Source organism: Armatimonadota bacterium, from assembly GCA_031459765.1.
In the GTDB taxonomy this organism is placed as follows: domain Bacteria; phylum Sysuimicrobiota; class Sysuimicrobiia; order Sysuimicrobiales; family Kaftiobacteriaceae; genus Kaftiobacterium; species Kaftiobacterium secundum.
Genome location: JAVKHY010000005.1, coordinates 61,252 through 85,179, shown reverse-complemented (window position 1 = coordinate 85,179; position 23,928 = coordinate 61,252). Strand labels below are relative to the sequence as shown.

Sequence of the window (23,928 nt, the reverse complement as noted above, 5' to 3'; positions counted from 1 at the left end):
CGGCGCCGCCGGTGTGCCCGCCCGGCGGCGCGGCGGAGGAGGCCGTCCTCCCGGTGGAAGAAGAGTGGGGGGTGGCCGGTCTGCGCTGGGCTCAGGTGGCACGCTACCGTCGCGCGCTCCTGGAGTCGTACCGGGTTCGGACCAAAGGCGGGGCGCTGCGCTTCGTCCGCGCCCTGGGGTTCTGTTACGCGTTCACCGCGGGTCCGGGGGATCTCCCGGGGCTCTTCGATGTCCTGGACACCCGGAGCGTCGATCGGATGTGGACGTGGGCCTGGCGGTGGAAGGACGAACTGGTCCGGCAGCGCAAGCTGTTCTACGGGCGGCTGCTGGCCCGCAAGCCGACCTTCGTCTCCCCGATCTACCTCCCCTGTTTCTTTGTCCTGACCGGCAACGTCGGTGAACCCGACGACTACCTGCAGGCCTACCGGGAAGGGCGGCTGCCGCGCCTGGGCAAGGAGATCTACGAGTATCTCCGCGATCACGGCCGGTGCTCCACCTGGACCCTGCGCCGGCAGTTCGTCCCCGGCGGCGACCGCTCCGGCGCCTTTCACCGCGCCCTGCACGACCTGCAGGAGCGCTGCCTGATCGCCAAGGTGGCGGAGGAGGAGCGGGGCAGCTACGCTTACATCTGGGACACCTTTGACCGCTGGCTGCCCGAGGTCGTCCGGGCCGCAGCGGGCATCACCACGCTGGAGGCGGCCACGGTGCTGCTGGAACGCTATGTGCAGACCCTGGGCGCCGTCTCGGTGGACACCGCCGCCGGCCTCTTCCGGTGGCCGCCGGCGTTGTTCGCCGCCGCGCGTCGCGCGCTGGCCGGGCGGGTCGTTGAGGCCGAGATCGCCGGCGAGACGGTGTTCGTCCACCCGCAGCTGCTGGCGACGCAGGGGGGAAAGCGCCCCCGATGAGGGCCCCATGACCGGCCGGACCATCCTGCACGTCGATGTGGACGCCTTCTTCGCCGCGGTGGAGCAGCTGCGGCGGCCTGAGTTGCGGGGCAGGCCGGTGGTCGTGGGCGGCGACGGGAATCCGCATCGGCGGGGAGTGGTGAGCACCGCGTCCTACGAGGCGCGGGCCTACGGGATCCACTCCGCGATGCCGCTGCGGACGGCCTACCGCCTGTGCCCGGAGGCGGTCTTCCTGCCGGTCGACTTCCGGACCTACGGAGAGTACTCCCGGCGGATCATGGCCATCCTGCGCGAGTACACGCCCCTCGTGGAGCAGGTCTCCGTGGACGAGGCCTTCCTGGACGTCTCGGCCCGCCCGGAGGACCCCCTCGACCTCGCCGAGACGATCCGCCGCCGCATCCGGGAGGAAACCGGCCTCACCATCTCCGTCGGCATCGGACCCAACAAGCTGCTGGCAAAGATCGCCTCGGGGCTGCGCAAGCCCGACGCGGTGACCCGGATTCCCGCCGACCGCGCGGCGGAGACGCTGCGGGACCTGCCGGTCCGGGTGCTGTGGGGCGTCGGGCCCAAGACCGCGGCGCGGTTGCAGGAGGCCTTCGGCGTCCGGACGGTCGGGGAGTTGTGCGCCGTGCCGCTGGAGCGGCTCCAGGCGCTGCTGGGGCCACACCACGGCGCGTACCTGTATCACGTCTGCCGCGGGGAGGACGACAGCCCGATCGTCACGGAGTGGGAACCGAAGTCGATGAGCCGGGAGACCACCTACCAGGTGGACACCCGGAAACGGGAGGTGATCGTCCGGACGATCGCCGCCCTGGCCGAGGAGGTGGCGGACGACCTGCGCCGCGACGGCTACCGGGGCCGGACCGTCACGGTGAAGATCCGCTACCACGACTTCAAGACCCACACCCGCGCGCGCACCCTGGAGGAAGAGATCGGGAACGCCCGGCAGATCCGCGAGGCCGCCCTGACCCTGCTGGACCGGTTTACCCTTGACCGGCCGGTCCGCCTCGTGGGCGTGCGGGTCTCGGGCCTGGTCCGGCGTGAGGCGCACCGGCGTGAGGCGCATGAGGATGGTGGCGGAGCGGGAGACGCCGGCGGCGCTGCGAGCGACGGCGAGCGGGTGGACGGCGAGGAACCGGGTTCCGCCGATTGGTGAAGGCCGATTCACGCCATTCCCGTGGGGAACGCGTCCCGGAGGGCGAGGTGGTCTGACGCACCCGGGTTCCCGAACGGAACTGGGTCCGGACCCAGTGTCCACCACCCAGTGGAGTCACCGGCCAGTCTGCAGCCCGACCGTCGGCGCGCTCAAGACATCGCCTTGACCGCCTCCGCCACCTCGTCGTAGTTGGGCTCCACTCCGGGGTTGTCGGAGACCCAGCGGTAGCGCACCGTGCCCTCGCGGTCGAGGACGAAGACCGACCGCTTGGCCACGCCGGGCAGGGCGCCGCCGGCGAAGTTGGGATCCTCGATCCCGAACGTCTTCACCGCGTGGCGGTTGAAGTCGCTCAGGAAGGTGAAGTTCAGGTTGTGGGCGTCGGCGAACGCCTTCTGAGCGAAGGGGCTGTCCACGCTGATCCCGATCACCTGCCCGCCGACCCCGGCAAAGCGCGCCATCGAGTCGCGGAAGGTGCACGCTTCCTTCGTGCACACGCCCGTGAAGGCGCCGGGAAAGAAGGCCAGCACGGTGGGTCGGCCCAAGAACTCGGAGAGCTTCACGATCCTGCGCTCGGCATTGACCAGGGGCACATCGGGGACCTTTTGACCGACCTCGACGGGCACGACGCCACCTCCTCGGGGTGATCTCCTGCTGCCGCCCGCGGCACCGCCGCGCCCCGGCCCGGGACCACGGCAGGAGCACGACGCCTTCGCTCGAACAAACTTGCCGATACCCGTCGTTCATTCCCATGTCGCGACTCAGGGATGCCTCGCGTGCCGCCGATGCCGCAGCGGAGCTCCTCTGGCTGCGGCGGCACATCCCCCTGACCGAGGCGGTGGCGGAGCGGCTGGACCCGCACCTCCTCCGCGGCCGCACCATCGCCCTCAACATCCATCTGGACGTGAAGATGGTCCCCGTGGTGGAGGCGCTCCTCCGGGCGGGCGCCCGCCTGTTCGTCGTGGGCTGCAACCCTGCCACCACGCGGGACGACGTCGCCGCCTTCATGAGCGCGGCCGGAGCGGAGGTCTACGCCTGGGCGGGGATGACGGAGCCGGAACGGCAGGAGGCGCTGCGCTGGGCGGCCGGCGCCGGGGCGGAGTTCATCAGCGAGATGGGCGGAGAACTGACCGCGCTTCTGGTGGACCAGTTCCCGGAGCGCATCCCGCCCCTGCGGGCCTCGATGGAGGCCACCGGCACGGGGATCGCCCTCCTCCGCCGGCTCCGCCTGCCGGTGCCGGTGTTCAACTGGGACGGGTTGACGCTCAAGCGGGGCCTGCACAACCGTTACCTGGTCGGTCTGATGGTCTGGCACACCTTCATCGAGGTCACCCGCCTGACGCTGTTCGACCGCCGCGTCGCGGTGATAGGCTATGGCCTGGTGGGTCAGGGCATCGCGGAGTACGCCCGGCTGCTCGGCGCGCACGTGACGGTCACCGATCTCGATCCCGTCCGCCAGATGCAGGCGCGTTACCAGGGCGCCCGCGTCGCCGCGCTGCCCGACGCCCTGCGCGCGGCCGATGTCGTGATCACGGCGACCGGCCGGGACGGTGTGATCGGCCCCGGGGAGGTCGCGGTGCTGCGCGACGGCTGCATCCTGGCCAACGCCGGACATTCGAACGGAGAGATCGATGTCGCCGCGCTGCGCCGGGCCGCGGCCGCGCCCGGCGGCGGGCGAACACCAGTGCGGCCGGGCCTCGAGGAGTTCCTCCTGGACGGTCGCCGCCTCTACCTCCTGGCCGGCGGGGCGATGCTGAACCTGGCGGCGGGATTCGGCGATCCCTACGATGCCTTCGACCTGACCACGGCGCTGATGCTCGCCGGCATCGCCTTCATCGTCCGCCGCCACGACGCGTTCCCGCCCGGGTTGCACCTCATGCCCGCGGAGGTGGAGGAGCAGGTGGCCGCCCTTGCCGCGGTCGCGCCGGGGGTGGGCGGATGAAGATCGTCTACTGCGCCGGCGAGCAGGTGGTGGAAGACCCGCCGCAGCCCGTCGGCGACCTGCTGGCCCGCCCCGACGGCCTGCTCTGGGTGGACATCACGGGGCCGGGCGAGGACGACCTCCGGATGATGCGCGAGGTCTTCCACTTCCACCCCCTGGCCATCGAAGACACGCAGAAGCAGGCCCAGCGTCCCAAACTCGAAGAATACGCCGGGTATTGCTTCATGACCCTGCACGCCCTGCGTCCTGCGGGGCAGCGCCAGACCGTCAGCCTGCAGGAGATCGACCTGTTCTTCTCTCCCCGCTATGTGGTCACGGTGCATCCCCAGCCCAGCCCGGTCATCGACGAGGCCCGCCTGCGGCTGGCCAAGGCCGCCCCCGCCCTGCGCACCCACACCGACTACATCCTCTACACGATCGTGGACACGGCGGTGGATACCTACTTTCCCGTGATCGACCGCATCGACCAGGCCCTGGACCGGGCCGAGGACCAGCTCTTCAGGCGGCCCACGCCGCAGGCCCTCGACCACCTCCTGACCCTGAAGCGGTCGCTGCTGCACATGCGCCGGGTCTCCTCGCCGCTCCGGGACATCTTCAGCAGCCTGATGCGGCGCGACCTGGCCCTGGTGCGGCCGGAGACGCTGGTCTACTACCGGGATGTCTACGACCACCTGCTGCGGATCACGGACATGATCGACACCCACCGCGATCTCCTCACCGGGGCGGTGGAGATCTACATGTCCGTGATCAGCAACAGGCTCAACGAAATCGTCAAGGTGCTCACGGTGATTACGGCGCTGTCCGGGGCCCTGGCCGTGATTACGGGGTTTTACGGCATGAACTTCGAGCGCACCGTCCCGGCCTTCGGCGCGCCGTGGGGCGCCGCGGCCGTGTTGCTGTTCATGGTGGCGGTGGCCGCGGGCATGGTGGCGGCCTTCAGACGGCTGCGGTGGCTGTGAGATGAGCTACCCGTCCTTCGGCTTCGTCTCCCCCCAGAACATGGGACTGCTCACCGACCTCTACGAGCTGGTGATGGCCGACAGCTACCTGCGCCAGGGCATGAACGAGGTCGCCGTCTTCGACCTGTTTATCCGCTCGCTGCCGCCGCGGCGCTCCTTCCTGGTGAGTGCCGGGCTGGAGTCGGCGCTCTACTACCTCCAGCACCTCCGGGTGGGCGAGGACCAGATCGCCTATCTGCGGGGGTTGCGCCTGTTCAGCGACGCCTTCCTGGACTTCCTGCGCCGGTTCCGCTTCACCGGCGAGGTCTGGGCCATCCCCGAAGGAGAGCTCTTCTTCCCGCCGGAGCCCGTCCTGGAGATCATCGCCCCCCGGATCGAGGCGCAACTGGTGGAGACCTTCCTCCTGAACACCATCAACTACCAGGTCATGGTGGCCAGCAAGGCGGCCCGGGTGGTGCTGGCGGCGCAGGGGCGCGGCGTCATCGACTTCTCCCCCCGCCGGGATCACGCCGCCGACGCCGCGCTGAAGGCCGCGCGGGCCGCCTACATCGCCGGGTGCGTGGGGACCAGCAACGTCCTGGCCGGGATGGAGTACGGGATTCCCGTCTACGGGACGATGGCCCACTCCTACGTGATGTCCTTCCCGGACGAACTGTCGGCGTTTCGCGCCTTTGCCCGGGACTTCCCCCAGAACGCCATCCTGCTCATCGACACCTACGACACGCTGCAGGGCGCGCGGAACGCGGTCACCGTCGCCCGGGAGATGGCCGGCCGGGGCCAGCGCCTGCGCGGGGTGCGCATCGACAGCGGCGATCTGGCCGCCCTGAGCCGGGCAGTCCGGGCGATCTTCGACGAGGCCGGGCTGACCGACGTCCAGATCATCCTGACCGGCGACCTGGACGAGTACCGCATCGAGCAGATCCTGGCCCAGCAGGCGGCGGTGAACGCCTTCGGGGTGGGCACCGCCCTCGGCACCTCCGAGGACGCGCCCACCATGGGCGGCGTCTACAAACTGGTCGAGGATCGCCAGGGACCGAAGATCAAACTCTCCGCGGGGAAGGCCACGCTGCCGGGCCGCAAGCAGGTGTGGCGCCGTCGGACCGCGGAGGGGCCGCAGGACGTCATCGCCCTGGCCGACGAATCCGGCCCGCCCGGCGCCGAACCGCTCCTGCGGAGGGTGATGGCCGCAGGGCGGGCCACGGCCGCGGAGCCCCTGGGGCGGATGCGGGAACGGTGCCGGCAGGCTCTGGCCGGACTGCCGGCGCCCTTCACCCATCTCCACACCGTCCCGCCCTCCCCGGTGACGCTGAGCGGAGAGTTGGAGGCGCTGCAACGGGAGATGTTCCAGAAAAACGAAACGCGGCGACAGCCGTAACAGGCCATCGCCGCGCGGGGAAGCGGTGGGTTACCGCTTCTTCTTCTTGGCACCCTTCTTCTTTGCCACTTCGAAGTTCCCCCCTTCGCGCTTCCGCGCTCGTAATCGCGCACCGGGGAGCTCGACCGGATCGCCGTGCGCCGGTGCTCCTTCCCGATGCACCCTACCACACGCCGCAGGACGTTAGACGTGCGTTGTGCAAGTGTGCGACATCGAGGTGGAATTCTCCTGCCGGTCCGTGGAAAAATCTCTGGGGGCGAGGCGATGGATGACATCGTGATCCGTCCGCTCACCGCGCTGGCCGACCTCCGCGCCGTCGAAGCGCTACAGCAGGAGGTGTGGGGCATGCCCGATCGCGACGTCGTCCCCACCCACCACCTGCTGGCCTCGGTCTCCGCCGGCGGTCTGGTCCTGGGCGCCTTCGACACGACAGGAGCACTGATCGGATTCTGCTACGGCTTCGTCGGCCTGCGCGAGGGACGACCGCTCTTCTACTCCCACATGGCCGGCGTGGTCCGGAGCTGGCGGGGGCGGGGTGTCGGCTTCCGCCTCAAACAGGCGCAGCGCGAGGCCGCCCTGGCCCGGGGGTTGGAACGGATGGTCTGGACCTTTGACCCCCTCCAGGCGCCCAACGCCCACCTCAACCTGCACCGGCTCGGCGCCTGCGCGTCGCGGTATTACGTGGACTACTACGGGGAGATGCCGGACGCCCTGAACCGCGGCCTGCCCAGCGACCGCCTGGAGGTCGACTGGTGGCTGCGCAGCGAGCGCGTGAGGCTGCTGGCCGGCGGGCGGCCGCCGTCCGGCGAAGTCCTCGACGAGGAGGGCGCCCTCCTCCGGATCGAGATCCCCGCCGACTTCGACGCCCTCCGGCGGACCGACATCGAGGGCGTCCGGCGGTGGCGGCTGCGCACCCGCGAGGCGTTTCAACGCGCCTTCGCCGCCGGCTACGAGGCCGTGGACTTCGTCCAGGGGGCGTACATCCTGCGGAAGAAACGCGCGGAGGTGGCCGGGTGAAGATCGAACGTGCCGAACTGCGGATCGTGGAGCTCCCCCTGGTCTTCCCCTTCGAGACGAGCTTCGGGCGGGAGGAGACGAAAACGTGCGTGCTGGTGCGGCTCTTTGCCGACGGGCTGGAGGGCTGGGGTGAGGCCCCGGCCGCGCGGGCGCCTCTCTACAATGAGGAAACCGTCGGCACGGCCTGGCATGTGCTGGAGGCCTTCATCCTGCCCCTGGTGCTGGGCCGCGACTTCGCCCACCCGTCGGAGTTCCCCCCGCTGGTCCGCCACCTCCGCCGCCACCACATGGCCAAGGCCGGGGTGGAGGCCGCGCTGTGGGACCTCTACGCCCGGTCCCGCGGGATCAGCCTGGCCCGGACTCTGGGGGGCACCCGGGAGCGGATCGACGTCGGCGTCAGCCTGGGGATCGAACCGACGGTGGGCACGCTGCTTCAACGTGTCGAGGAGTTCCTCACCCGCGGCTATCGTCGGGTCAAGGTGAAGATCAAACCGGGATGGGATGTCGCCGTCGTGCAGGCCATCCGCCGGAGCTTTGGCCAGATCCGGCTCCAGGTTGACGCCAACTCGGCCTATACGCTGGAGCAGGCCGCCGTGCTCCGCGATCTCGACGACTACGAGTTGCTGCTCATCGAGCAGCCGCTGGGGGAGGATGATCTCGTCGATCACGCCCGGCTGCAACCGCAGCTGCGTACCCCTTTGTGTCTGGACGAGTCCATCGTCAGCCCGGACGACGCCCGCAAGGCCCTGGAGATCGGCGCCTGCCGGATCATCAACATCAAGGCGGCGCGTCTGAGCGGCCTGACCGCGGCCGTGGCCACCCACGACCTGTGCCAGCGCGCCGGCGCCCCCGTCTGGTGCGGAGGTCTGCTGGAGACGGGCATCGGCAGGGCGGCGAATATCGCCCTGGCCTCGCTCCCGAATTTCACCCTTCCGGCCGACCTCTCGGCCAGCGATCGCTACTTCCAGGAGGACCTCATCGATCCGCCGGTGACGATCAACCCGGACGGCACGGTCACCGTCCCCCGCGCTCCCGGCCTCGGGTTCCAGGTCCGCCTGGACCGGATCGAGCAGGTCACCACGCGCCGGGCGTCTTTCGCCCCGGCCTGACGCCGGCGGCCCGCCCGAGCGGGAAACCGCCGGCCGCTTGACACCCGTGCTATCATGAAGGTGATCTGAGGCCGCGACGCCTCCGTCTGGGGCGGGGGCGTTGTTCTTTTTCGGAGGGACTGATCGATGGGTGAACGGCACCGCGACCCGCTGGAGCTCTGGGTCGGCACCTGGACACCCGAAGAGTGGGTGGAGCGCGAGACCCGCAGGGCCGAGGAGCGCCGGAAGACGGAGGAGCGCCTCCGCCCGGAGGAGCGCCCCACGTTGGGCCCGGCTCAGCCGTAACCTCTCTTACGGCCGCTCGACCTGCTCCAACCGGCGGAGCAGCTCGCCCAGTCGTTCGAACTCCTGTCCGTAACCCGCAAAGTCTCCCTGCCGGAGCCGTTGCTGCGCCCGATCGTAGGCCTCCCGGGCCTGACGGATCAGCTCGCCGATCGTCCCGCCTGCCGGCGGGGAGCCGGCCGGCCGCGTCGGACCCGGCGTCCGCCCCAGCAGCTGGTCCAGGGCCGCCTCCAGGCTCTCCGCCATGACGATGCGGGGGCCGCTGGCCACGATCACCCGCTTCAGTTCCGGCAGCGTGCTGCGCTCCGCCTGCAGAAACAGCGGCTCGACATACATCAGGGTGTCCTCGAGCGGGATGACGAGCAGGTTCCCCCGAATGACGCGCGAGCCTTCCTGGTTCCACAGCGTCAGCTGCTGGCTGATCACGGGGTCCTGGTTGATGCGGGACTCCACCTGCATCGGCCCGAACGCCAAACGATCCTTGGGGAAACGGTAGACGACCAGCTCGCCGTACGCCGGAGCGTCGTTGCGGGCCGCCATCCAGGCGATCAGGTTGTCCCGGTTGGCGGGAGCGAAGGGGAGGATCAGGATGAACTCGGGCCGGGGCTCGTTCCCCAGGCGCATCGTCACGTAGTAGGGCTCCACCGGCACCGACTCGTTCCCGAAGAGCTCGGTGGGGATCGTCCAGAGGTCTTCCCGGTTGTAGAAGACCCGCGGATCACGCATATGGAAGGTGGCGTAGACCTGCGCCTGAATCTCGAACATGTCCACCGGATAGCGCAGGTGCGCACGGATCTCCTCCGGCATCGCCGCGGCGGGTTTGAACAGTTCGGGGAAGATCCCGGCCAGGCTGTCCACCACCGGGTCGCCGGGGTCGACGATGTAGAAGTCCACCGTCCCCTCGTACGCATCCACCACCACCTTCACCGAGTTGCGGATGTAGTTGATCCCGTCGTGGGGGGTGGCGTAGGGATAGCGGCTGCTCGTGGTGTAGGCGTCCACGATCCAGACCAGACGGCCGCCCACGAGGACGAGGTAGGGATCGGTGTCGTAGGTGAGAAAGGGCGCCAGACGCCGCAGCCGGCTTCCGAGGTCCCGGGCGAAGAGGATCCGACTCTGGGCGCCGATGTCCCGCGAGAGCAGCAGCTTGAGATCCCCGAAGCGATAGGCGAAGGCCAGGCGTCGCAGCGGGGTGAGCCGGATCCCGCCGCGACCGCTGTAGGCCGTGTATACATTGGTATCGCCGCTGGGGTAGTCCAGCTCCTGGACGGCCGTATTGACGATGACGTAACGGCCGGTGTGCTCCCCGAAGTAGATCTGCGGCCGGGTCACGGTCAGCCCGCGCACCGCGACGGGCGGGATGTCCTTGATGAAGAACTCCGGCATCCCCTCCTCCGTGATGCGGTTCACCGGGCTCATCACCAGGCCGTACCCGTGGGTGTAGACCAGGTGCTGGTTCACCCAGGTGCGGGCCTGCGCCGTCAGACGGCCGCTGTCCAGTTCGCGCGCGGCGAGCATCACCTGGCGCTGCCCGCCGTCGACCCGGTAGCGGTCGATGTCCACGTCGCCGAAGACGTAGTAGGGTCGGAGGGTCTGCAGTTGCCGGTAGGCGGAGAGCAGCGGACGGTAGTCCCACAGCCGCACGTTGTCGATGGTGGCGCGGTTCCGCTCCACGATCTCTGCGGTGACGGCATCCGCGGAAAAGCTCACCTCGCGGATCCGATCCAGGCCGAAGGCCCGCAGCGTCGCGGCGATCCCGTGGCGGAGGTAGGGCGTCTCCACCGTCAGCTCGTTGGGCGCGACGCGGAACTGCTGGACGAGGCGCGGGTAGACGCCGAGCCCGGCGACCCAGGCCACGGCGATTCCCAGGACGGTGAGGACGGCGAAGCGGATCGTGCGGGCCCGCACGTTGGCGAAGAGCAGCAGGGCGGCGATGACGAACAGCGCGGCAAGCAACCGCAGCGCGGGCAGGACGGCGTGCACATCGGTATAGGTGGCCCCGAAGATCGCCCCGCGCGGGGAGTACACCAGGCCGTAGGCATCCAGCCAGAACCCCCAGCCGCGCACCAGGAGCGTCAGCCCGGCCAGCAGGCTGAGGTGGGCGCGCGCGCCCCCGGGCAGAGCCCACACCCCGCGCACCATCCGTGAGGCGTAGCGCAGGTAGTACCCGGCGGCCACGACCAGGAAGATCGCGACCAGCCACCCGAAGAGCGCCCCCTCCAGGTACTGGTAGACGGGGAGGCGGAAGACGTAGAATCCCACGTCGGCGCCGTGGAGCGGGTCGGCGACCCCGAATCGGCGGCTGTGCACGAACTGCTGGAACATCGCCCACCGCCGGCTGGCCGCGAGCCCGGCGGCGAAGGCCAGCAGGCCGGCCAGCGACCAGAGCAGCGTCCCCCCGCGGGAGCGGATCGGCCGGCGGAAGCGGCGGGGGCCCCGGGGCTCGAGATCGATGATGTCGGCCTCGCGCGCCGGCAGCAGCGGACGGAGGTTCAGGACCAAGAGGAGGAACAGGCCCCCGCCGACGACGGCCGTGACGCCGATGCGCGACAGCAGCGGCACCCAGAAGACGCGGCGGTAGCCCAGCTCGCCGAACCACAGCCAGTCCGTGTACCAGCGGGCCAGCGTCGGCGCCAGGATGAAGAGCAGGACGAAGAGGATCAGCAGCCACAGACGCAGTCTCACGGTCGCGCCTCCCCCACGAGGTATTGTCGCTGCGGGAGAGGTTTCCTTTGCCGTGGTACAATCAGGCCATGGTGGAGACGACGGAGCGGCAGGACACGGAGGCGCTGACCCGGGAGCAGGTCGTCGACGTCCTGAAGACGATCTACGACCCGGAGATCCCGGTGAACATCTATGACCTGGGGTTGATCTACGACCTGCAGATCACCGGGTGGAACGTGGCGATCAAGATGACGCTCACCGCCGTGGGGTGTCCGATCGGTCCCTATGTGGCGGAAGAGATCCGCAACAAACTGCAGTCCGTCGGGGCCGACCAGGTTCAGGTGGAGTTTGTCTGGAGCCCGCCCTGGACACCGGAGCGGCTCTCCGAGGACGGCCGCGTCGCCCTGCAGAGCCTCGGCTTTCCCGTCTAGCGGAAGGCGAACAGCGTCCGGGCGATCCCGCGGCCCAGCACGGCGACCAGCATGTAGCCCGGCGCCAGGACCCCCACGGGGACCATCTTCAGCAGGTCCAGGTAGTACTTGAAGCCCGCCCGCAGGTCCGGCAGGTACCAGGCGAACGCAATGTCCCACCGCCAGAAGAAGTAGAGCACCTGCAGCAGCAGCGCGTAGCCGGTCAGCATTCCGGTGTCCAGGCCGGCCCGGGCGGCATCGCCCATCCCGCCCCGCGCCGTGAGCAGGCCGGCCAGCAGCGCCCCGGCGGAGACGGCGACGGCCGCATCGAGCAGCCGGCGCTGGAAGAACCGCTGAATCATCGCCTCGCTGTTGAACACGCTGAGCGAGAACGAGCCCCCCCGGGCGAAGAACAGGCCGTAGTCGACGGCGAAGAAGACCGCCGCCCCGAGCGCCGCCGGCAGCAGCACGCGCTTGCGCCCGTGCAGGGCGAGGTAGATGAGAGGGAGGAACGCCGCGCCGACGGCGACAGGCAGGCGCCGCCGCCGCTCCCGTTCCAGGCGCGCCTCCCGCCCGGCGGCGTAGTCCCCTGCGATCTCGTCGGCCAGGGCGACGATGCCGTCCGGTCCGTCATCGTGGAGGGCGTTCAACCGGGCATCGGTGAAGAGCGCCGCCAGGGGCAGGTGGCCGAGAAATCCGGCGACGTAGCTGTAGAAGTTGCGCTGCTGCTCGGCCCAGCGCCGGGGAAGGGTGGAGAGGTCGCCGTCGAGCGCCTCGACCAGCGGACGTCCCTGGCTGTGGGACGGGATGGGGATGCCGAGCAGCGCGGCCACGGTGGGGGCGATGTCGGATTGCCGGACGTCGGCCCCCTGCACCCCGCGGCGGATGCCGGCTCCGGCCAGGACCAGCGGCACCCGCTTCACCGCCGTTTCCCATCCCCCGTGCCCTCCGGCATCGGTGTGGCCGTGGTCCGCCGTGACGATCAACGTCGTGGTGGCGAGATCCACGGCCTGCAGCACCTGGGCGAGGTGGCCGTCCGTGCGGCGCACCCCCTCCGCGTACTGGGGACTGGCGCCGCCGAAGCCGTGGCCCAGGATGTCGACGCCCGGCAGGTGGAGCAGGAGGAACTCGACGTCCTGCGCCAGCAGGTCCAGCGCCCCTTCCGTGGCCTCCGCGCTGGTTCGGTGGGCGGCGGCGACGTCGGTGTAGTCTTCTGGATCCTTCACGAGCACCCGGGCCTCCACCGCGCCGTCGAAGAGCATCGCCCACCCCGGGCTGCCGGCCACGCCGGTGCGCAGACGGGCCGACAGCGCCGAGGCAAAGAGGTGGTCCACCGGCACCCGGCCTTCGTACCAGTTGGTGGTCACCCCGCTGACCTCCGGGGTCGCACCGGAGGCGATCACCGTCCAGCCCGGATAGGACAGCGACGGTTCCTCCGTCCAGGCCGTGAAGTCCGCGCCCTGCTCTCGGAGGCTGTTGAGCGTCGTCATCGCGCGGGAGGCATCCAGCCGCAGCCCGTCCACCACGACGAGGACGACCCGCCGGGTCAGGGCCGGGCCGCCCGCCCCGCGGGGCAGCGGCGTGACGAAGGGTGAGCGGTACGCCGCGACGGCGTCCCAGGAGTAGCGGGTGAGTTTCAAGGCACCGTACCCTGTGCCGGCAAGGACCAGGATGAGGATCAGCGCTGCGACGGTGCCCCGGATGGACGGTTCACCCCTTCGGATCGATGATGCCCGTTGCTTCCTCCCTTTAGCCTGCGGCCCCCCTCGGCCCTGCTGCGGCGTCAGCGCGCCGCACCGGCGGAGGCGAAGCGGCGGCAGGCGGCCACGAAACGGGCGGCCATCTCGGGCTTCGCCGCGAAGTGGACGTGGGTGAAGGTGGCCAGTACCGCCCCCATGGCGATGCCGTCGCGGCCGCCGGCGATCCCCGCGCCACCCATGCAGCGGTAGGCCAGTGGCAGCGGACCGGTCGGCTCCAGCGTGGACCAGTGAAACTGGTGCCCGCGCACCGACTCGCCGGTCCGCAGCAGCAGCGTGTCGGCCTCCGCCTCCACGGTGACGTAGTTGAGGGCGATGGGGCGTCCGTGCATCCGGGCGGACGCGGGCAGGACCCCGACCATCTCCGCCCGGCGCGTCCCGTCCACAAGCGTCTCGGCCAGGTACAGCATCCCTCCGCACTCGGCGTAGACCGGCATCCCCTGCCGGATGGCCCTGGCCACCGCGCGCCGCATCGGGACGTTGTCCGCCAGTTCGCGGGCGTAGATTTCGGGGAATCCCCCGCCGAGGTACAAACCGTCCACCTCCGGGAGACCGGCATCCTTCAACGGGCTCACGGGAACGAGCCGGGCGCCGTAGGCCTCCAGCAGTTCCAGCCCGTCCTGGTAGTAGAAGGTGAAGGCCGCGTCGCGCGCCACGCCGATCCGCGCCGACCCCGGGGCGGAAATCGGCGGGAATGCCGGCGGCCCGTGGACGACGACGGGCGGGGCCGTCCGGGCCACCCGGAGCACCGCATCGAGATCGACATTCGCGGCCACGGCGTCGGCCAGCGCCTCGATCGCGGCCTCGGGGGAGGCCTCCGCGGCCGGCACCAGGCCGAGATGACGCTCGGGAAGCCGGAGCCGGTCGTCCCAGGGGAGAGTGCCGAGCAGCGGGGCGGAGGAGGAGGCCATCGCCTCCCGCAGCATCTGGACGTGGGCCGCCCCGCCGACCCGGTTGGCGATCACGCCGGCAATGTTCACCCGGGGGTCGAAGGCCGTGAAGCCCAGGGCTGTGGCGGCGGCACTGCGGGCGGAGCCGCCCACGTCGACCACCAGAATGACGGGAGCCTGCAGGATCCTGGCCACTTCGGCGGTCGATCCGTCGTCGCCGACGCCGCCGTGACCGTCGTACAGCCCCATCATGCCTTCGATTACCGCGATCTGGGCCTGTTCCGCGCCCCGGACCAGCAGTTCCACCAGGGTGGCCTGAGGGAGCATCCAGCAATCCAGGTTGCGGGCGGGACGCCCGGCGGCGACGCCCAGCAGCGAAGGGTCGATGAAATCGGGGCCGGCTTTGTAGGGCTGGACCGTCATCCCCCGGCGGCGGAGGGCGCGGATCAGGCCCAGGGCCACCGAGGTCTTACCGCAGCCGCTGTGGGTCCCGGCCACCACGATGCGGGGAAGGTTCATGGAACTGCTGCCCTCTTCGACAACGGCCCGCGATCCCCTCGACCATGCCCGACGACCCCGCCCCAGATGCGCCCCCGCATTTGACAACTCCGCAGGGGCAATGCTACCCTGGACGCGTTTTAGGTCTTCCAGATGGCTGACCAGAAAGGGGGTGAGGCCGGCGATGCGTAGACTGACCCCGGCCCACCGGAAGGGGATCTCGGGATAGATCGGAACCTTCTCGGTCTTCCCAGCGTCCTGGTTCTCGTGGGCCGGGGCGCTTTTCTTTTCGGCGCTCCCGCCTGACGCGCCGCGCCCTTGACCCGACGCGGCCGGGCTGCATCGCCCTGCGGGAAGGTCCCCTCCGGGCGGCGACCGGTGCGTCTAGCGGTCCCCGCGGGCGGGGTATTTCTAGTGGCAAGGCCGTTCCTGCACACGGTGAGGTCGCTGAGGAGACTTCGACTCTCGCTCATCACCGTCCTGATCTTCCTGCTGGCCTCCGCTGCCTGGGGCGCCCTGGGGCCGGACGGCAGTGTGCCCGGACCGGCGGGGGCTCCTTCCTCTCCTCCGCCCGCTCCGTCGGTGACGACCACGCCGGCGGCCTCCGCGCCTCAGGAGTCCGCTCCGACCGATGCTACCTCGACCGGCCCCCCCGCCTCCGCCGCGCCTTCCTCCGGCCCAGGCCAGCCGCCGGAGGTGAACGCGGCGACGGCTGCTCCGCCCCGCCCGGTGGGCGGCGGGTCGCCGGTGACGGCGGCCCAGACCATGATTGGCGGCGTGGAGTGGACGACGGAAGGTCCCATCGGGAAACTCCTGATCCGCCTCGACGGCCCGGTGAACTTCCGAGCCTATGCGGAGCGGCACAGCATCGTCCTGGACCTGTGGGAGGCGGGGAACGCGCGCTGGCACACCGAGGCCGTCGACCACGAGTACGTGCGCCGGCTGCGCATCCGGCAGTACATGCCGGGGCTCGCCCGCATCTACCTGGACCTGAAGAAGCCGGCCCGCTACAAGACCTTCATCAAGTATCACCCCCAGGCGGTGGCGGTGCTGGTGATTCCCCCCTGGATGGCCACCACCCCGCTGCCGCCCAGCGTCGCCTACGAGAAGATGCGCGTGGCCACCGGGCGCGGGTCCACGGCCGTCCACGTCCTGCGCGTGGACCCGCGCGCCTCCGACGTGGAGATCCGGCCGGTGATTGCGGGAGACGTGGGCGCGGGCATGGAGACGACGAGCGTCGTGGCCACCCGGTATGACGCCGTGGCGGGGATCAACGGCGGCTTCTTCTCCGGCACGGGAGCCCCCCTGGGGATGGTGGTGATCGACGGAGAACTCGTCTCCGCCCCGCTCCCCCGGCGGTCGGTCTTCGCCATCACCCGCGACGGCGAGCCGTTCATCCGGGCCTTCGAGTTCCAGGGCCGCGTGCAGACCGCCGGCAACGTGGTGCTGTGGGTCTCGGCGGTGAACCGGCCACCCCACGCCGGCGCGGTGGCGGTCTACACCCCGCGCTACGGCCCCCTCACCCCCGCCCTGCCCACGGCCGCGGTCGTGCGGGAGGGGATCGTCCAGCGGTTTGCCTCGGGACGGATCATGATCCCCGACCGCGGGTACGTCCTTGCCGTCAATCAGAACGACGCCGCACTGCTCACCCGCCATCTCACGATCGGCGAGCGGGTCACGGTCCGGTTCACCCTCTGGCCGGAGGCGGACCTGGTCAGCGCCCTGGGCGGCGGCCCGCGGCTGGTCAAAGACGGCCGCGTCTTCGTCCCCTTCTTCTGGGAGTGGTTTCCCTTCCGGCTCTTCGCCCAGCGCGCTCCGCGAACCGCCGTGGGCATCACGGCCCAGGGGAAACTCATCTTTGTCACCGTGGACGGTCGCAGCCGGCGGAACACGGGCATGACGCTGGACGAGCTGGCCCGGTTGATGGTCAGCCTGGGCGCGCGGGAGGCGATGAACCTCGACGGCGGCGGCTCGGCCACGATGGTCGTCGGCGGCCGCACCGTGAACGAACCCTCGGACGGGGCGGAGCGCCCGGTGGGATCGGCGCTGCTCATCCTCCGCGCCGGCAGCGCTCCCTGACGCCCCGCCACCCCACCGACCCCGCATCACAGCCCCGGTCGGACTCCACGCCGCAGGATGTGACAGGAGCGTCACATCCTCGTGCGTAGAACTGTGGCAGAGCCATGCCGGCCCCGGCCCGCCGCGAGATCCGCGAGTTCCTCGACACACCCGGGCAGGACCCCCGGGCGCTGGCCGCCCTGCTCTCTGACCTGCGCCGGGTGAACTTTCGCTACGGCGGCCTCCGGCTCGTCCTGCACTATCTCGACGCCTTCGCCAGGCAAATCCCCCGCCGGCCGCTGCGGGTGCTGGACGTCGCCACCGGCGGGGCGGACATTCCCGTGGCGATCACGGCCTGGGCGGCGCGGCGCGGCATCGCGGTGCGGGTGGTAGCGGTGGAGGTGAATCCCGCGGTGCTCGTCCGGGCCAGAGAACGCACGGAGCGGGAAGGCGTCGCGGTGGCGCTGGTGCGGGCCGACGCCCTGCGGCTGCCCTTCGGTGACGACGTCTTCGACATCGTGAACTGCGGCCTGACCCTCCACCACTTTGCCGAGGACGACGCCATCGGGCTCCTGCGGGAGGTCGACCGGGTGGCCGGCGGGGCGTTCGTGATCCACGACGTCGTGCGGTCCTGGGCCAGTTACGCCGGCGCGTGGCTGGACACGCGACTGTTCGCGCGGAGCAGCCTGGCCCGCCACGATGGGCCGGTCTCCGTCCTGCGGGCGTTCACCGTTCCCGAGATGCGTGACCTCCTCGATCGCGCCGGTCTTTTTTCGGCCCGCGTCCGGCGCCACGGCGGATTCCGCGCGGCCCTTGTCCGCCCGCCGGCTGACAGCCGTCCATGAGGGACGCCGACGTCCTTGTCGTGGGCGCGGGGCCGGCCGGGTCCGCCGCGGCCGCGCACCTCGCCGCACTGGGCTGGCGGGTCGTGCTCGTGGACCGGGCCCTCTTCCCCCGGCCCAAGCCCTGCGGCGACTACTGCAATCCGGGCGCGATCCGCCTGCTCACCGACGGCCCCGAGACCCTGCCCGTGCTGGACGGTGCGGGAGCCGTCACCTCGATGAGCGTCTTCGCCCAGGACGGCTCCTGCTTTCGGGGAGCCTTTCCTTCGGGGTACGGCGCCCTCATCCGCAGGGAAGACCTCGATCTGTCGCTGCTGCGCCGGGCGCAGCGCCGCGGGGTGGAGGTGGTGGAGGGATTCCGGGTGGATGCCGTGACCGTCGGCGACCGTGTCGCGGTCCGGCAGACGCCTTCCGGACGGACCCTGGGCGCGCGGCTGTTGATCGCCTGCGACGGCATGCACTCCCTGATCGCGCGGCGCCTCGGATGGCGGCGCGCGCCCGCCGGAGACCGGTTTGCGATCGGCGCATACTTCTCGGGCGTGCCGGGCCCGCCCGCGGGGGAATTGCACCTGGGACCGGGGCTCTACGGCGGCGTGGCCCGCTTCGGGGACGGCACGGCAAACGCCTGTCTGGCCCTGCCGCGACGCATCTTCCACCGTCGGTCGGCGGAGCAGGCGTTCGCGTTCGGCCTGGCCGGGCTCCCCGTCCTGGCCGAGACCCTCCGGGGCTGGCGCCGCGAATCCGCCTTCCGGGTGGCGGGGCCGCTGGGTTTCTCCGCCCATCCCGCCGTCGCCGACCGGCTGTTACTGGCCGGAGACGCGGCCGGCCAGGTGGAGCCGCTCACCGGTCAGGGCGTCTCCTTTGCCCTGCGCTCGGCGCTCTTCGCCGCGGAGGCGGCCGACCGCGCCCTGCGCTCGGGCGACTGTTCGGCCGCCGCCCTGCGCCGCTACGAGCGCCAACGGGCGGCATGGTTCGGACCGCGCATCCGCCTGCTGAAGACCGTCTGTGCCCTGGCCCTCCATCCTCGCGCCGCGCCGGCGCTGGTGCGCCGGCTGGCCGGGAACCAGGAGTCCGCCCGCCGATTGCTCGGTGCCACGGGCGACGTGTTGGATCCGCGGGCCGTCCTCTCCATCCGCTTCCTCCTCGGCCTGCTCCTGGGGACCGATGCACACCCGGCATGAAGGGCTGATCCGGGCTCAGGTCGCGGCGGTCTTTGCCCTGGCCGCGGATGTGGATCGCTGGCCAGCGCTGCATCCTGCCTATCGCTGGTGCCGCGTGCTGGAGCGGAGCGAGCAGTTCGTCCTCTTTGAGATGGGCGGCCGCATTCGCGGACGGCCGGCCCGCTGGACGGCCCGTCTGGAACCACGGCCGGCGGAAGGGCGCATGGTGTTCCGGCACGTGGCCGGCATCACCCGCGGCATGATCGTGGAATGGCGATTGCAGCCGGTTGCGGAGGGTACCCGCGTCACCATCGTGCACGATCTGGCCCTGTCCTGGCCGCTCCTCGGGGGCGTGGTCTCCGACCTCCTCGTCGGCCCGGTGTTCATCGACTGGATCGCCGCCCGGACGCTCGCCGGCCTGGCCCGGATCCTGGAGGGGAGGTGATCGGCATGCGGAGGGTCGTGGTCACGGGGATCGGCGCGGTGACCCCCATCGGCTCAGGGGCACAGGGGCTGCGCCTGGGGGTGCGTGCCGCCCACTCCGCCGTGGACCGCATCACCCGCTTCGACGCCCGCGCCTTTTCGTCGCAGATCGCCGCGGAGGTGCGCGACTTCGACCCCCTCCGGTACCTGGACGGCAGGCGCGCCCGCCGGCTGGACCGCTTCGCGCAGTTCGCGGTGGCCGCGGCGCGCCAGGCCGTGGACGACGCGGGACTCCGTCTCGAAGACGAAGACCGCGACCAGGTGGGCTGTTTCATCGGCGCGGCCCTCGGCGGCGGCGCCTTCGCCGAGGAGCAGCACGCGGTGTTCCTGAGGGAGGGATTGCGCCGGGTCAGGCCGACGCTGGCCCTGGCCGTGTTCAGCGGCGCGGCCGCCTGCAACATCGCCATCGACCTGGGCCTCACCGGCCCCACCAGCGCCAACTCCGACAGCTGCAGTTCCGGCGCCGTCGCCATCGGCGCCGCCTTCCGCACGATCCGCCAAGGGCATGCCGACGTGATGCTGGCCGGCGGCGTGGATAAACGCCCACGGCAGCTCGACGCCCCTGAACGACGTCACGGAGACCAAGGCGCTCAAAGCCGTCTTCGGGGAGGGCGCCTATCGGATCCCGATAAGCGGCACGAAGGCGATGCACGGCCACGCCCTGGGCGCGACGGGCGCCATCGAGGCGGCGATCTGCCTGCTGGCGCTGCGGGACGAGTACCTGCCGCCGACGATCAACCTAGAAGAGCCCGATCCGGAGTGCGACCTGGACTACATCCCGGGCGGAGGCCGCGCCCGGCGGGTAGATTACGTCCTGAGCAACTCGTTCGGCTTCGGCGGGATCAACGCCGCGCTGGTGTTCGGCCGGTACCCTCGATGAGGCATGAACCGCCCCGGAGGGCAGGTGGGGGCGTGACCGTCACTCGAAGGCCCGGAGACGGGGAATGAAGACCAGGGCCAACAGGATCAGGATCACTCCGCCCCCGGAGAGGGCCGGGCCCACGCCGACGACGTCGCCGACCGCCCCCACCGGGAGACTGCCCAGGGCCATCCCGCCGAAGGCTACCATACTGTAGAACCCCATCAGGCGTCCCCGGGCGTGGGACGGCGTGTTCAGCTGCACCAGCGTGTTGGCCGAGGCCAGCGCCATCGCCTGCATCATCCCCATCAGGACCAGCAGGGCCAGGGCCAGCGGGAACGACCGGGCGAACCCGAAGGCGGTGACCAGCACGCCGTAGAGCAGGACCGCCGTCCCCAGCAGCGTCCCCTTCCCGCGACGGGCCGAGGCCCGCCCCACGACCAGCGCCGAGAAGACCGTCCCGATGCCCGGCGCCGACTGCAGCAGGCCCAGCGCGGTGGCGCCCACGCCCAGGACTTCGCGGGCGTACGTCGGCAGCAGGCGCACGTACGGCCGACCGAAGAAACTCGTGGTCGCCACGGTGGCCAGGAAAAGCAGGAGGTGCCGGTGCTCCCGGAGCAGCCGCCACCCCTCGCGCAGGTCCTCCGAGATACGCACCTGCCCGCCTCTTTCCTGCCGCGGGACCCGCATCAGCAGCAGGGCGCCGAGCGTCCCCAGGAACGACACCGCGTTGAGCAGGAAGCACCCGCCTTCGCCGATCCAGGCGATGATCAGGCCGCCGAGGGAGGGGCCGAAGATGCCCGCGCCGTTGAAGGCCACGGAGTTGAGGCTGACCGCGCTCAGCACCTCGCGCTCGTCGACCAGGGCCGGCACCATGGAGTGCCGCGCCGGCATGTCGAAGGACTGGGCCAGCGAGTTGACGGCGGCGATGGCCAGGACCTGCCAGATGCGGATCTGGCCGCTGATGGTCAGTGCGGCCAGCAGCGAGGCGCTGACCATGAGGAAGAGGTTGGTCGCAAACAGCAGGCGGCGGCGGTCGATGCGGTCGGCCATCGCACCCCCCAGCAGGGAGAAGGCGATGCGCGGCACGGCCTGGGCGGCGGCCAGCACACCGAGGTAGAGCGGCGACTCCGTCAGGCGATCCACCAGGTAGCCCAGGGCCACGAACTGCATCCAGGACCCGGTGTTGCTGACCAGCAGGCCCGTCCACAGCAGCCGGAAGTTCCGGTGCCGGAGGGGCGAGAAGGGCGGGACGTACTGCCGAACTGCTACCGCCGTGTCGTCCGGCATCGGTGACGCAGGAGGAGGCTCACCAGTCCGTCCGTCAGCGGAGCTCGCCGATCAGGATCCCACCGGGGCGAGGCGCACTACTTGACCCGGGCCGCCACCGCCAGCGTCGCCCGGGCCGCCTCCGCGATGATCGTGCTCCGGTGGCTCAGGACCACGGCCACCACGACGAGGACCACAGCCACAGCGACCACCCCGTAGCGGACGCCGGGTGGGAGCGGTTGGATGACGACCGGCGCGATGAGGATCGCCACGAGATTCATGACCTTGATCAGCGGGTTCAGGGCCGGGCCGGCGGTGTCTTTCAGCGGGTCGCCCACCGTGTCGCCGATCACGGCGGCCTTGTGGGCGTCCGTGCCCTTCCCGCCCAGGTAGCCGTCCTCGATCTTCTTCTTGGCGTTGTCCCAGGCGCCGCCGGTGTTGGCCATGAACACCGCGAGCAGCTGCGCGGTGAGGATGGCGCCGGCCAGGTAGGCCCCCAGCGCGCCCGCCCCCAGGCCGAAGCCGACCATCACCGGCGCGCTGATCGAGAGGATGGCCGGGCTGAGCAACTCCCGCTGGGCGCTCTTGGTGACGATGTCCACGCTGCGGGAGTAATCGGGGCGGGCCCGCCCCTCGAGCAGTCCCGGAATCTCCCGGAACTGCCGGCGCACCTCCTCCACGACGAGGAAGGCCGACCGTCCCACGGCCCGGATGAGGAAGGCGGAGACCAGGAACGGCACCGCCCCGCCGATCAGCAATCCGATGAAGACCAGGGGGAGGTTGACCTGGATGCCCACACGGGTGAGCAGCTCGCCGGCCCGCGCCGCGCCGGATGCGGCCAGGTCCTGGGCCGTCACGAACAGGCGGGCTTCGCCGATGAAGGATCGGAACAGCGCGATCGCCGCGACCACCGCGGTGGCGATGGCGAAGCCTTTGGTCAGCGCCTTCGTCGTGTTGCCGATCTGATCGAGCCGGGCCACGATGCGGCCGGCGAGCGACTCCCCGCGCTCCACCCCCGACATCTCGAAGATGCCGTTGGCGTTGTCCACGATCGGCCCGAAGGTGTCCTCGGCCAGGATGAATCCTGTGGTGGTCAGCAGGCCGAGGCCGGCCAGGGCGATGCCGTAGGCGGCGAGGGCGACGCTGCCCCCGAAGATGGCGAAGGAGGCGACCAGGGTCACGGCGATGGCCAGGATGGAGGCCACGGTACTCTCCAGCCCGGTGCCCAGGCCGGTGAGCAGCATGGTGGCCGGCCCGGTCTTGGTGGCGTAGGCGATTTCCGACACCGGACCGCGGTCCGGGTGCGTGAACAGCTCGGTCAGCCATCCGATGACCACGGCGAGCACGATGCCGGTGAACGTGGCGAAGAAGAAGCGGAAGTCCGGCGCACCGGTCGCCGGGTCCCTGAGGTAGAGCCAGTTCACCAGACCGAAGCCGGCCACGGAGAGGAGCGCCGCGGTCCAGAAGCCCACGTTGATCGGCCGCATCGGATCGCCGATCTCCTCGTCCTTCCCCCGCACCACCCACGTGCCTACCAGCGAGGCAAAGACCCCGATGGCCCGCACCAGCAGCGGGAAGATGATCAGCTTCAGGGCGAAGCGGCCCGCTTCCGCCGGCCCGCCGTAGCGCGCCACGAACTCCGGGTCGAGCAGGGTCGCCGCGCCCAGGATGATCGCCGCGACCAGCGTGACCTCGTAACTCTCGAAGACGTCGGCGGCCATCCCGGCGCAGTCGCCGACGTTGTCGCCCACGTTGTCCGCGATCACCGCCGCATTGCGCGGATCGTCTTCGGGGATGCCCACCTCGACCTTCCCCACCAGGTCCGCGCCCACGTCAGCCGCTTTGGTGTAGATGCCGCCGCCCACGCGCATGAACGCCGCGACCAGCGAGCCGCCGAAGCCGAACCCGACCAGCACCCGCATCGCGTGCTCCCGGAACAGCATGAAGATGATCGTCGCCCCGAGCAGGCCCAATCCCACCGTGAACATGCCGGAGATCGTGCCGGCCTGGAAGGCGATCTGCAGGGCCTCGCGGTAGCTGCGCCGCGCGGCGTTCGCCACCCGGACGTTCCCGTGCACGGCGGAGGTCATGCCGACGAACCCCGCCCCATAGGAGGCGAAACACCCGAGGAGGAAGGCGAGGGCGATGCCCGTGGCCAGCGTGGGATGGTCGGCGTAGATCGGGCGGTACAACAGGTACAGCCCCACCGTCACCGCGGCGATGAAGAGCAGCATCGTCCGCAGCAGGGTTTCCAGCCGGCCGAAGATCGGCAACGTCACGGATGACTCGCTCACGG

At 70.7% G+C, this 23,928-nt stretch carries 20 protein-coding genes and 1 pseudogene; 15 read left to right on the top strand and 6 right to left on the bottom strand.

Annotation, left to right across the window (positions count from 1 at the left end):
* The first annotated feature begins 11 nt into the window (after positions 1–11).
* Positions 12–905 (top strand): hypothetical protein, encoded by an 894-nt coding sequence (locus QN141_08180; GenBank protein ID MDR7558452.1) that lies wholly within the window; start codon positions 12–14, stop codon positions 903–905.
* Between the two features lie 7 nt (positions 906–912).
* Positions 913–2,061: a DNA polymerase IV gene (locus QN141_08175; protein MDR7558451.1), complete on the top strand. Its 1,149-nt coding sequence runs from the start codon at positions 913–915 to the stop codon at positions 2,059–2,061.
* Between the two features lie 149 nt (positions 2,062–2,210).
* Here QN141_08175 and QN141_08170 read toward each other — a convergent pair whose 3' ends face one another.
* Positions 2,211–2,684, bottom strand: coding sequence for a peroxiredoxin (locus QN141_08170; protein ID MDR7558450.1), 474 nt, complete (start codon positions 2,682–2,684; stop codon positions 2,211–2,213).
* A gap of 125 nt (positions 2,685–2,809) precedes the next feature.
* Here QN141_08170 and QN141_08165 point away from each other — a divergent pair, with 125 nt between their 5' ends.
* The 6 genes from QN141_08165 (at position 2,810) to QN141_08140 (ending at position 8,745) form a co-directional block, all read left to right on the top strand.
* Positions 2,810–4,000: an adenosylhomocysteinase gene (locus QN141_08165; GenBank protein MDR7558449.1), complete on the top strand. Its 1,191-nt coding sequence runs from the start codon at positions 2,810–2,812 to the stop codon at positions 3,998–4,000.
* Positions 3,997–4,959 carry a magnesium/cobalt transporter CorA gene (gene corA, locus QN141_08160; protein ID MDR7558448.1) on the top strand — a complete coding sequence of 321 codons (963 nt, stop codon included), beginning with the start codon at positions 3,997–3,999 and terminating at the stop codon, positions 4,957–4,959. Before QN141_08165 ends, corA begins: the two co-directional genes overlap by 4 nt.
* Before the next feature lies 1 nt (position 4,960).
* Positions 4,961–6,334 (top strand): nicotinate phosphoribosyltransferase, encoded by a 1,374-nt coding sequence (locus tag QN141_08155; protein MDR7558447.1) that lies wholly within the window; start codon positions 4,961–4,963, stop codon positions 6,332–6,334.
* A gap of 264 nt (positions 6,335–6,598) precedes the next feature.
* A complete protein-coding gene (locus QN141_08150; protein ID MDR7558446.1) occupies positions 6,599–7,351 on the top strand; it encodes a GNAT family N-acetyltransferase in 753 nt (250 codons plus the stop codon).
* On the top strand, positions 7,348–8,460 hold the full coding sequence (menC, locus tag QN141_08145) for an o-succinylbenzoate synthase (protein MDR7558445.1): 1,113 nt from the start codon (positions 7,348–7,350) through the stop codon (positions 8,458–8,460). The genes QN141_08150 and menC overlap by 4 nt, the downstream gene beginning before the upstream one ends.
* A 126-nt stretch (positions 8,461–8,586) precedes the next feature.
* Complete coding sequence (locus tag QN141_08140) at positions 8,587–8,745, top strand: hypothetical protein (GenBank protein MDR7558444.1); 159 nt, start codon at positions 8,587–8,589, stop codon at positions 8,743–8,745.
* A gap of 6 nt (positions 8,746–8,751) precedes the next feature.
* Here the strand turns inward: QN141_08140 and QN141_08135 are convergent, their stop codons facing one another.
* The gene (locus tag QN141_08135; protein ID MDR7558443.1) at positions 8,752–11,427 is read right to left on the bottom strand and encodes a UPF0182 family protein; all 2,676 of its coding nucleotides are present in this window, start codon (positions 11,425–11,427) and stop codon (positions 8,752–8,754) included.
* A 47-nt stretch (positions 11,428–11,474) separates the two neighbouring features.
* On the opposite strand from QN141_08135, the gene QN141_08130 reads away from it, so the two are divergent.
* Entirely contained in the window at positions 11,475–11,837 is a 363-nt protein-coding gene (locus QN141_08130; GenBank protein ID MDR7558442.1) for an iron-sulfur cluster assembly protein, read from the top strand.
* Here the strand turns inward: QN141_08130 and QN141_08125 are convergent.
* Entirely contained in the window at positions 11,834–13,456 is a 1,623-nt protein-coding gene (locus QN141_08125) for an alkaline phosphatase family protein (protein MDR7558441.1), read from the bottom strand. The two genes, QN141_08130 and QN141_08125, sit on opposite strands and share 4 nt — an antisense overlap.
* Positions 13,457–13,599: 143 nt before the next feature.
* On the bottom strand, positions 13,600–14,982 hold the full coding sequence (locus QN141_08120; GenBank protein ID MDR7558440.1) for a cobyrinate a,c-diamide synthase: 1,383 nt from the start codon (positions 14,980–14,982) through the stop codon (positions 13,600–13,602).
* A 675-nt stretch (positions 14,983–15,657) separates the two neighbouring features.
* Here QN141_08120 and QN141_08115 point away from each other — a divergent pair.
* The 6 genes and pseudogenes from QN141_08115 to QN141_08090 all read left to right on the top strand — a co-directional run bounded on the left by QN141_08115 (position 15,658) and on the right by QN141_08090 (position 20,384).
* Positions 15,658–17,040: a phosphodiester glycosidase family protein gene (locus QN141_08115; protein ID MDR7558439.1), complete on the top strand. Its 1,383-nt coding sequence runs from the start codon at positions 15,658–15,660 to the stop codon at positions 17,038–17,040.
* A 104-nt stretch (positions 17,041–17,144) separates the two neighbouring features.
* Positions 17,145–17,864: a methyltransferase domain-containing protein gene (locus QN141_08110; protein ID MDR7558438.1), complete on the top strand. Its 720-nt coding sequence runs from the start codon at positions 17,145–17,147 to the stop codon at positions 17,862–17,864.
* Positions 17,861–19,042: an FAD-dependent monooxygenase gene (locus QN141_08105; GenBank protein MDR7558437.1), complete on the top strand. Its 1,182-nt coding sequence runs from the start codon at positions 17,861–17,863 to the stop codon at positions 19,040–19,042. Before QN141_08110 ends, QN141_08105 begins: the two co-directional genes overlap by 4 nt.
* Positions 19,026–19,466 carry an SRPBCC family protein gene (locus QN141_08100; protein MDR7558436.1) on the top strand — a complete coding sequence of 147 codons (441 nt, stop codon included), beginning with the start codon at positions 19,026–19,028 and terminating at the stop codon, positions 19,464–19,466. The genes QN141_08105 and QN141_08100 overlap by 17 nt, the downstream gene beginning before the upstream one ends.
* 5 nt (positions 19,467–19,471) lie before the next feature.
* Positions 19,472–19,984 (top strand): annotated as a pseudogene (locus tag QN141_08095) (beta-ketoacyl synthase N-terminal-like domain-containing protein).
* Positions 19,985–20,039: 55 nt separating this feature from the next.
* A complete protein-coding gene (locus QN141_08090) occupies positions 20,040–20,384 on the top strand; it encodes a hypothetical protein (GenBank protein ID MDR7558435.1) in 345 nt (114 codons plus the stop codon).
* A gap of 39 nt (positions 20,385–20,423) precedes the next feature.
* Here QN141_08090 and QN141_08085 read toward each other — a convergent pair whose 3' ends face one another.
* Together QN141_08085 and QN141_08080 are read right to left on the bottom strand one after the other, a co-directional pair.
* Positions 20,424–21,653 (bottom strand): MFS transporter, encoded by a 1,230-nt coding sequence (locus tag QN141_08085; protein ID MDR7558434.1) that lies wholly within the window; start codon positions 21,651–21,653, stop codon positions 20,424–20,426.
* Positions 21,654–21,730: 77 nt separating this feature from the next.
* Positions 21,731–23,926: a sodium-translocating pyrophosphatase gene (locus QN141_08080; protein ID MDR7558433.1), complete on the bottom strand. Its 2,196-nt coding sequence runs from the start codon at positions 23,924–23,926 to the stop codon at positions 21,731–21,733.
* Positions 23,927–23,928: the final 2 nt, after the last annotated feature.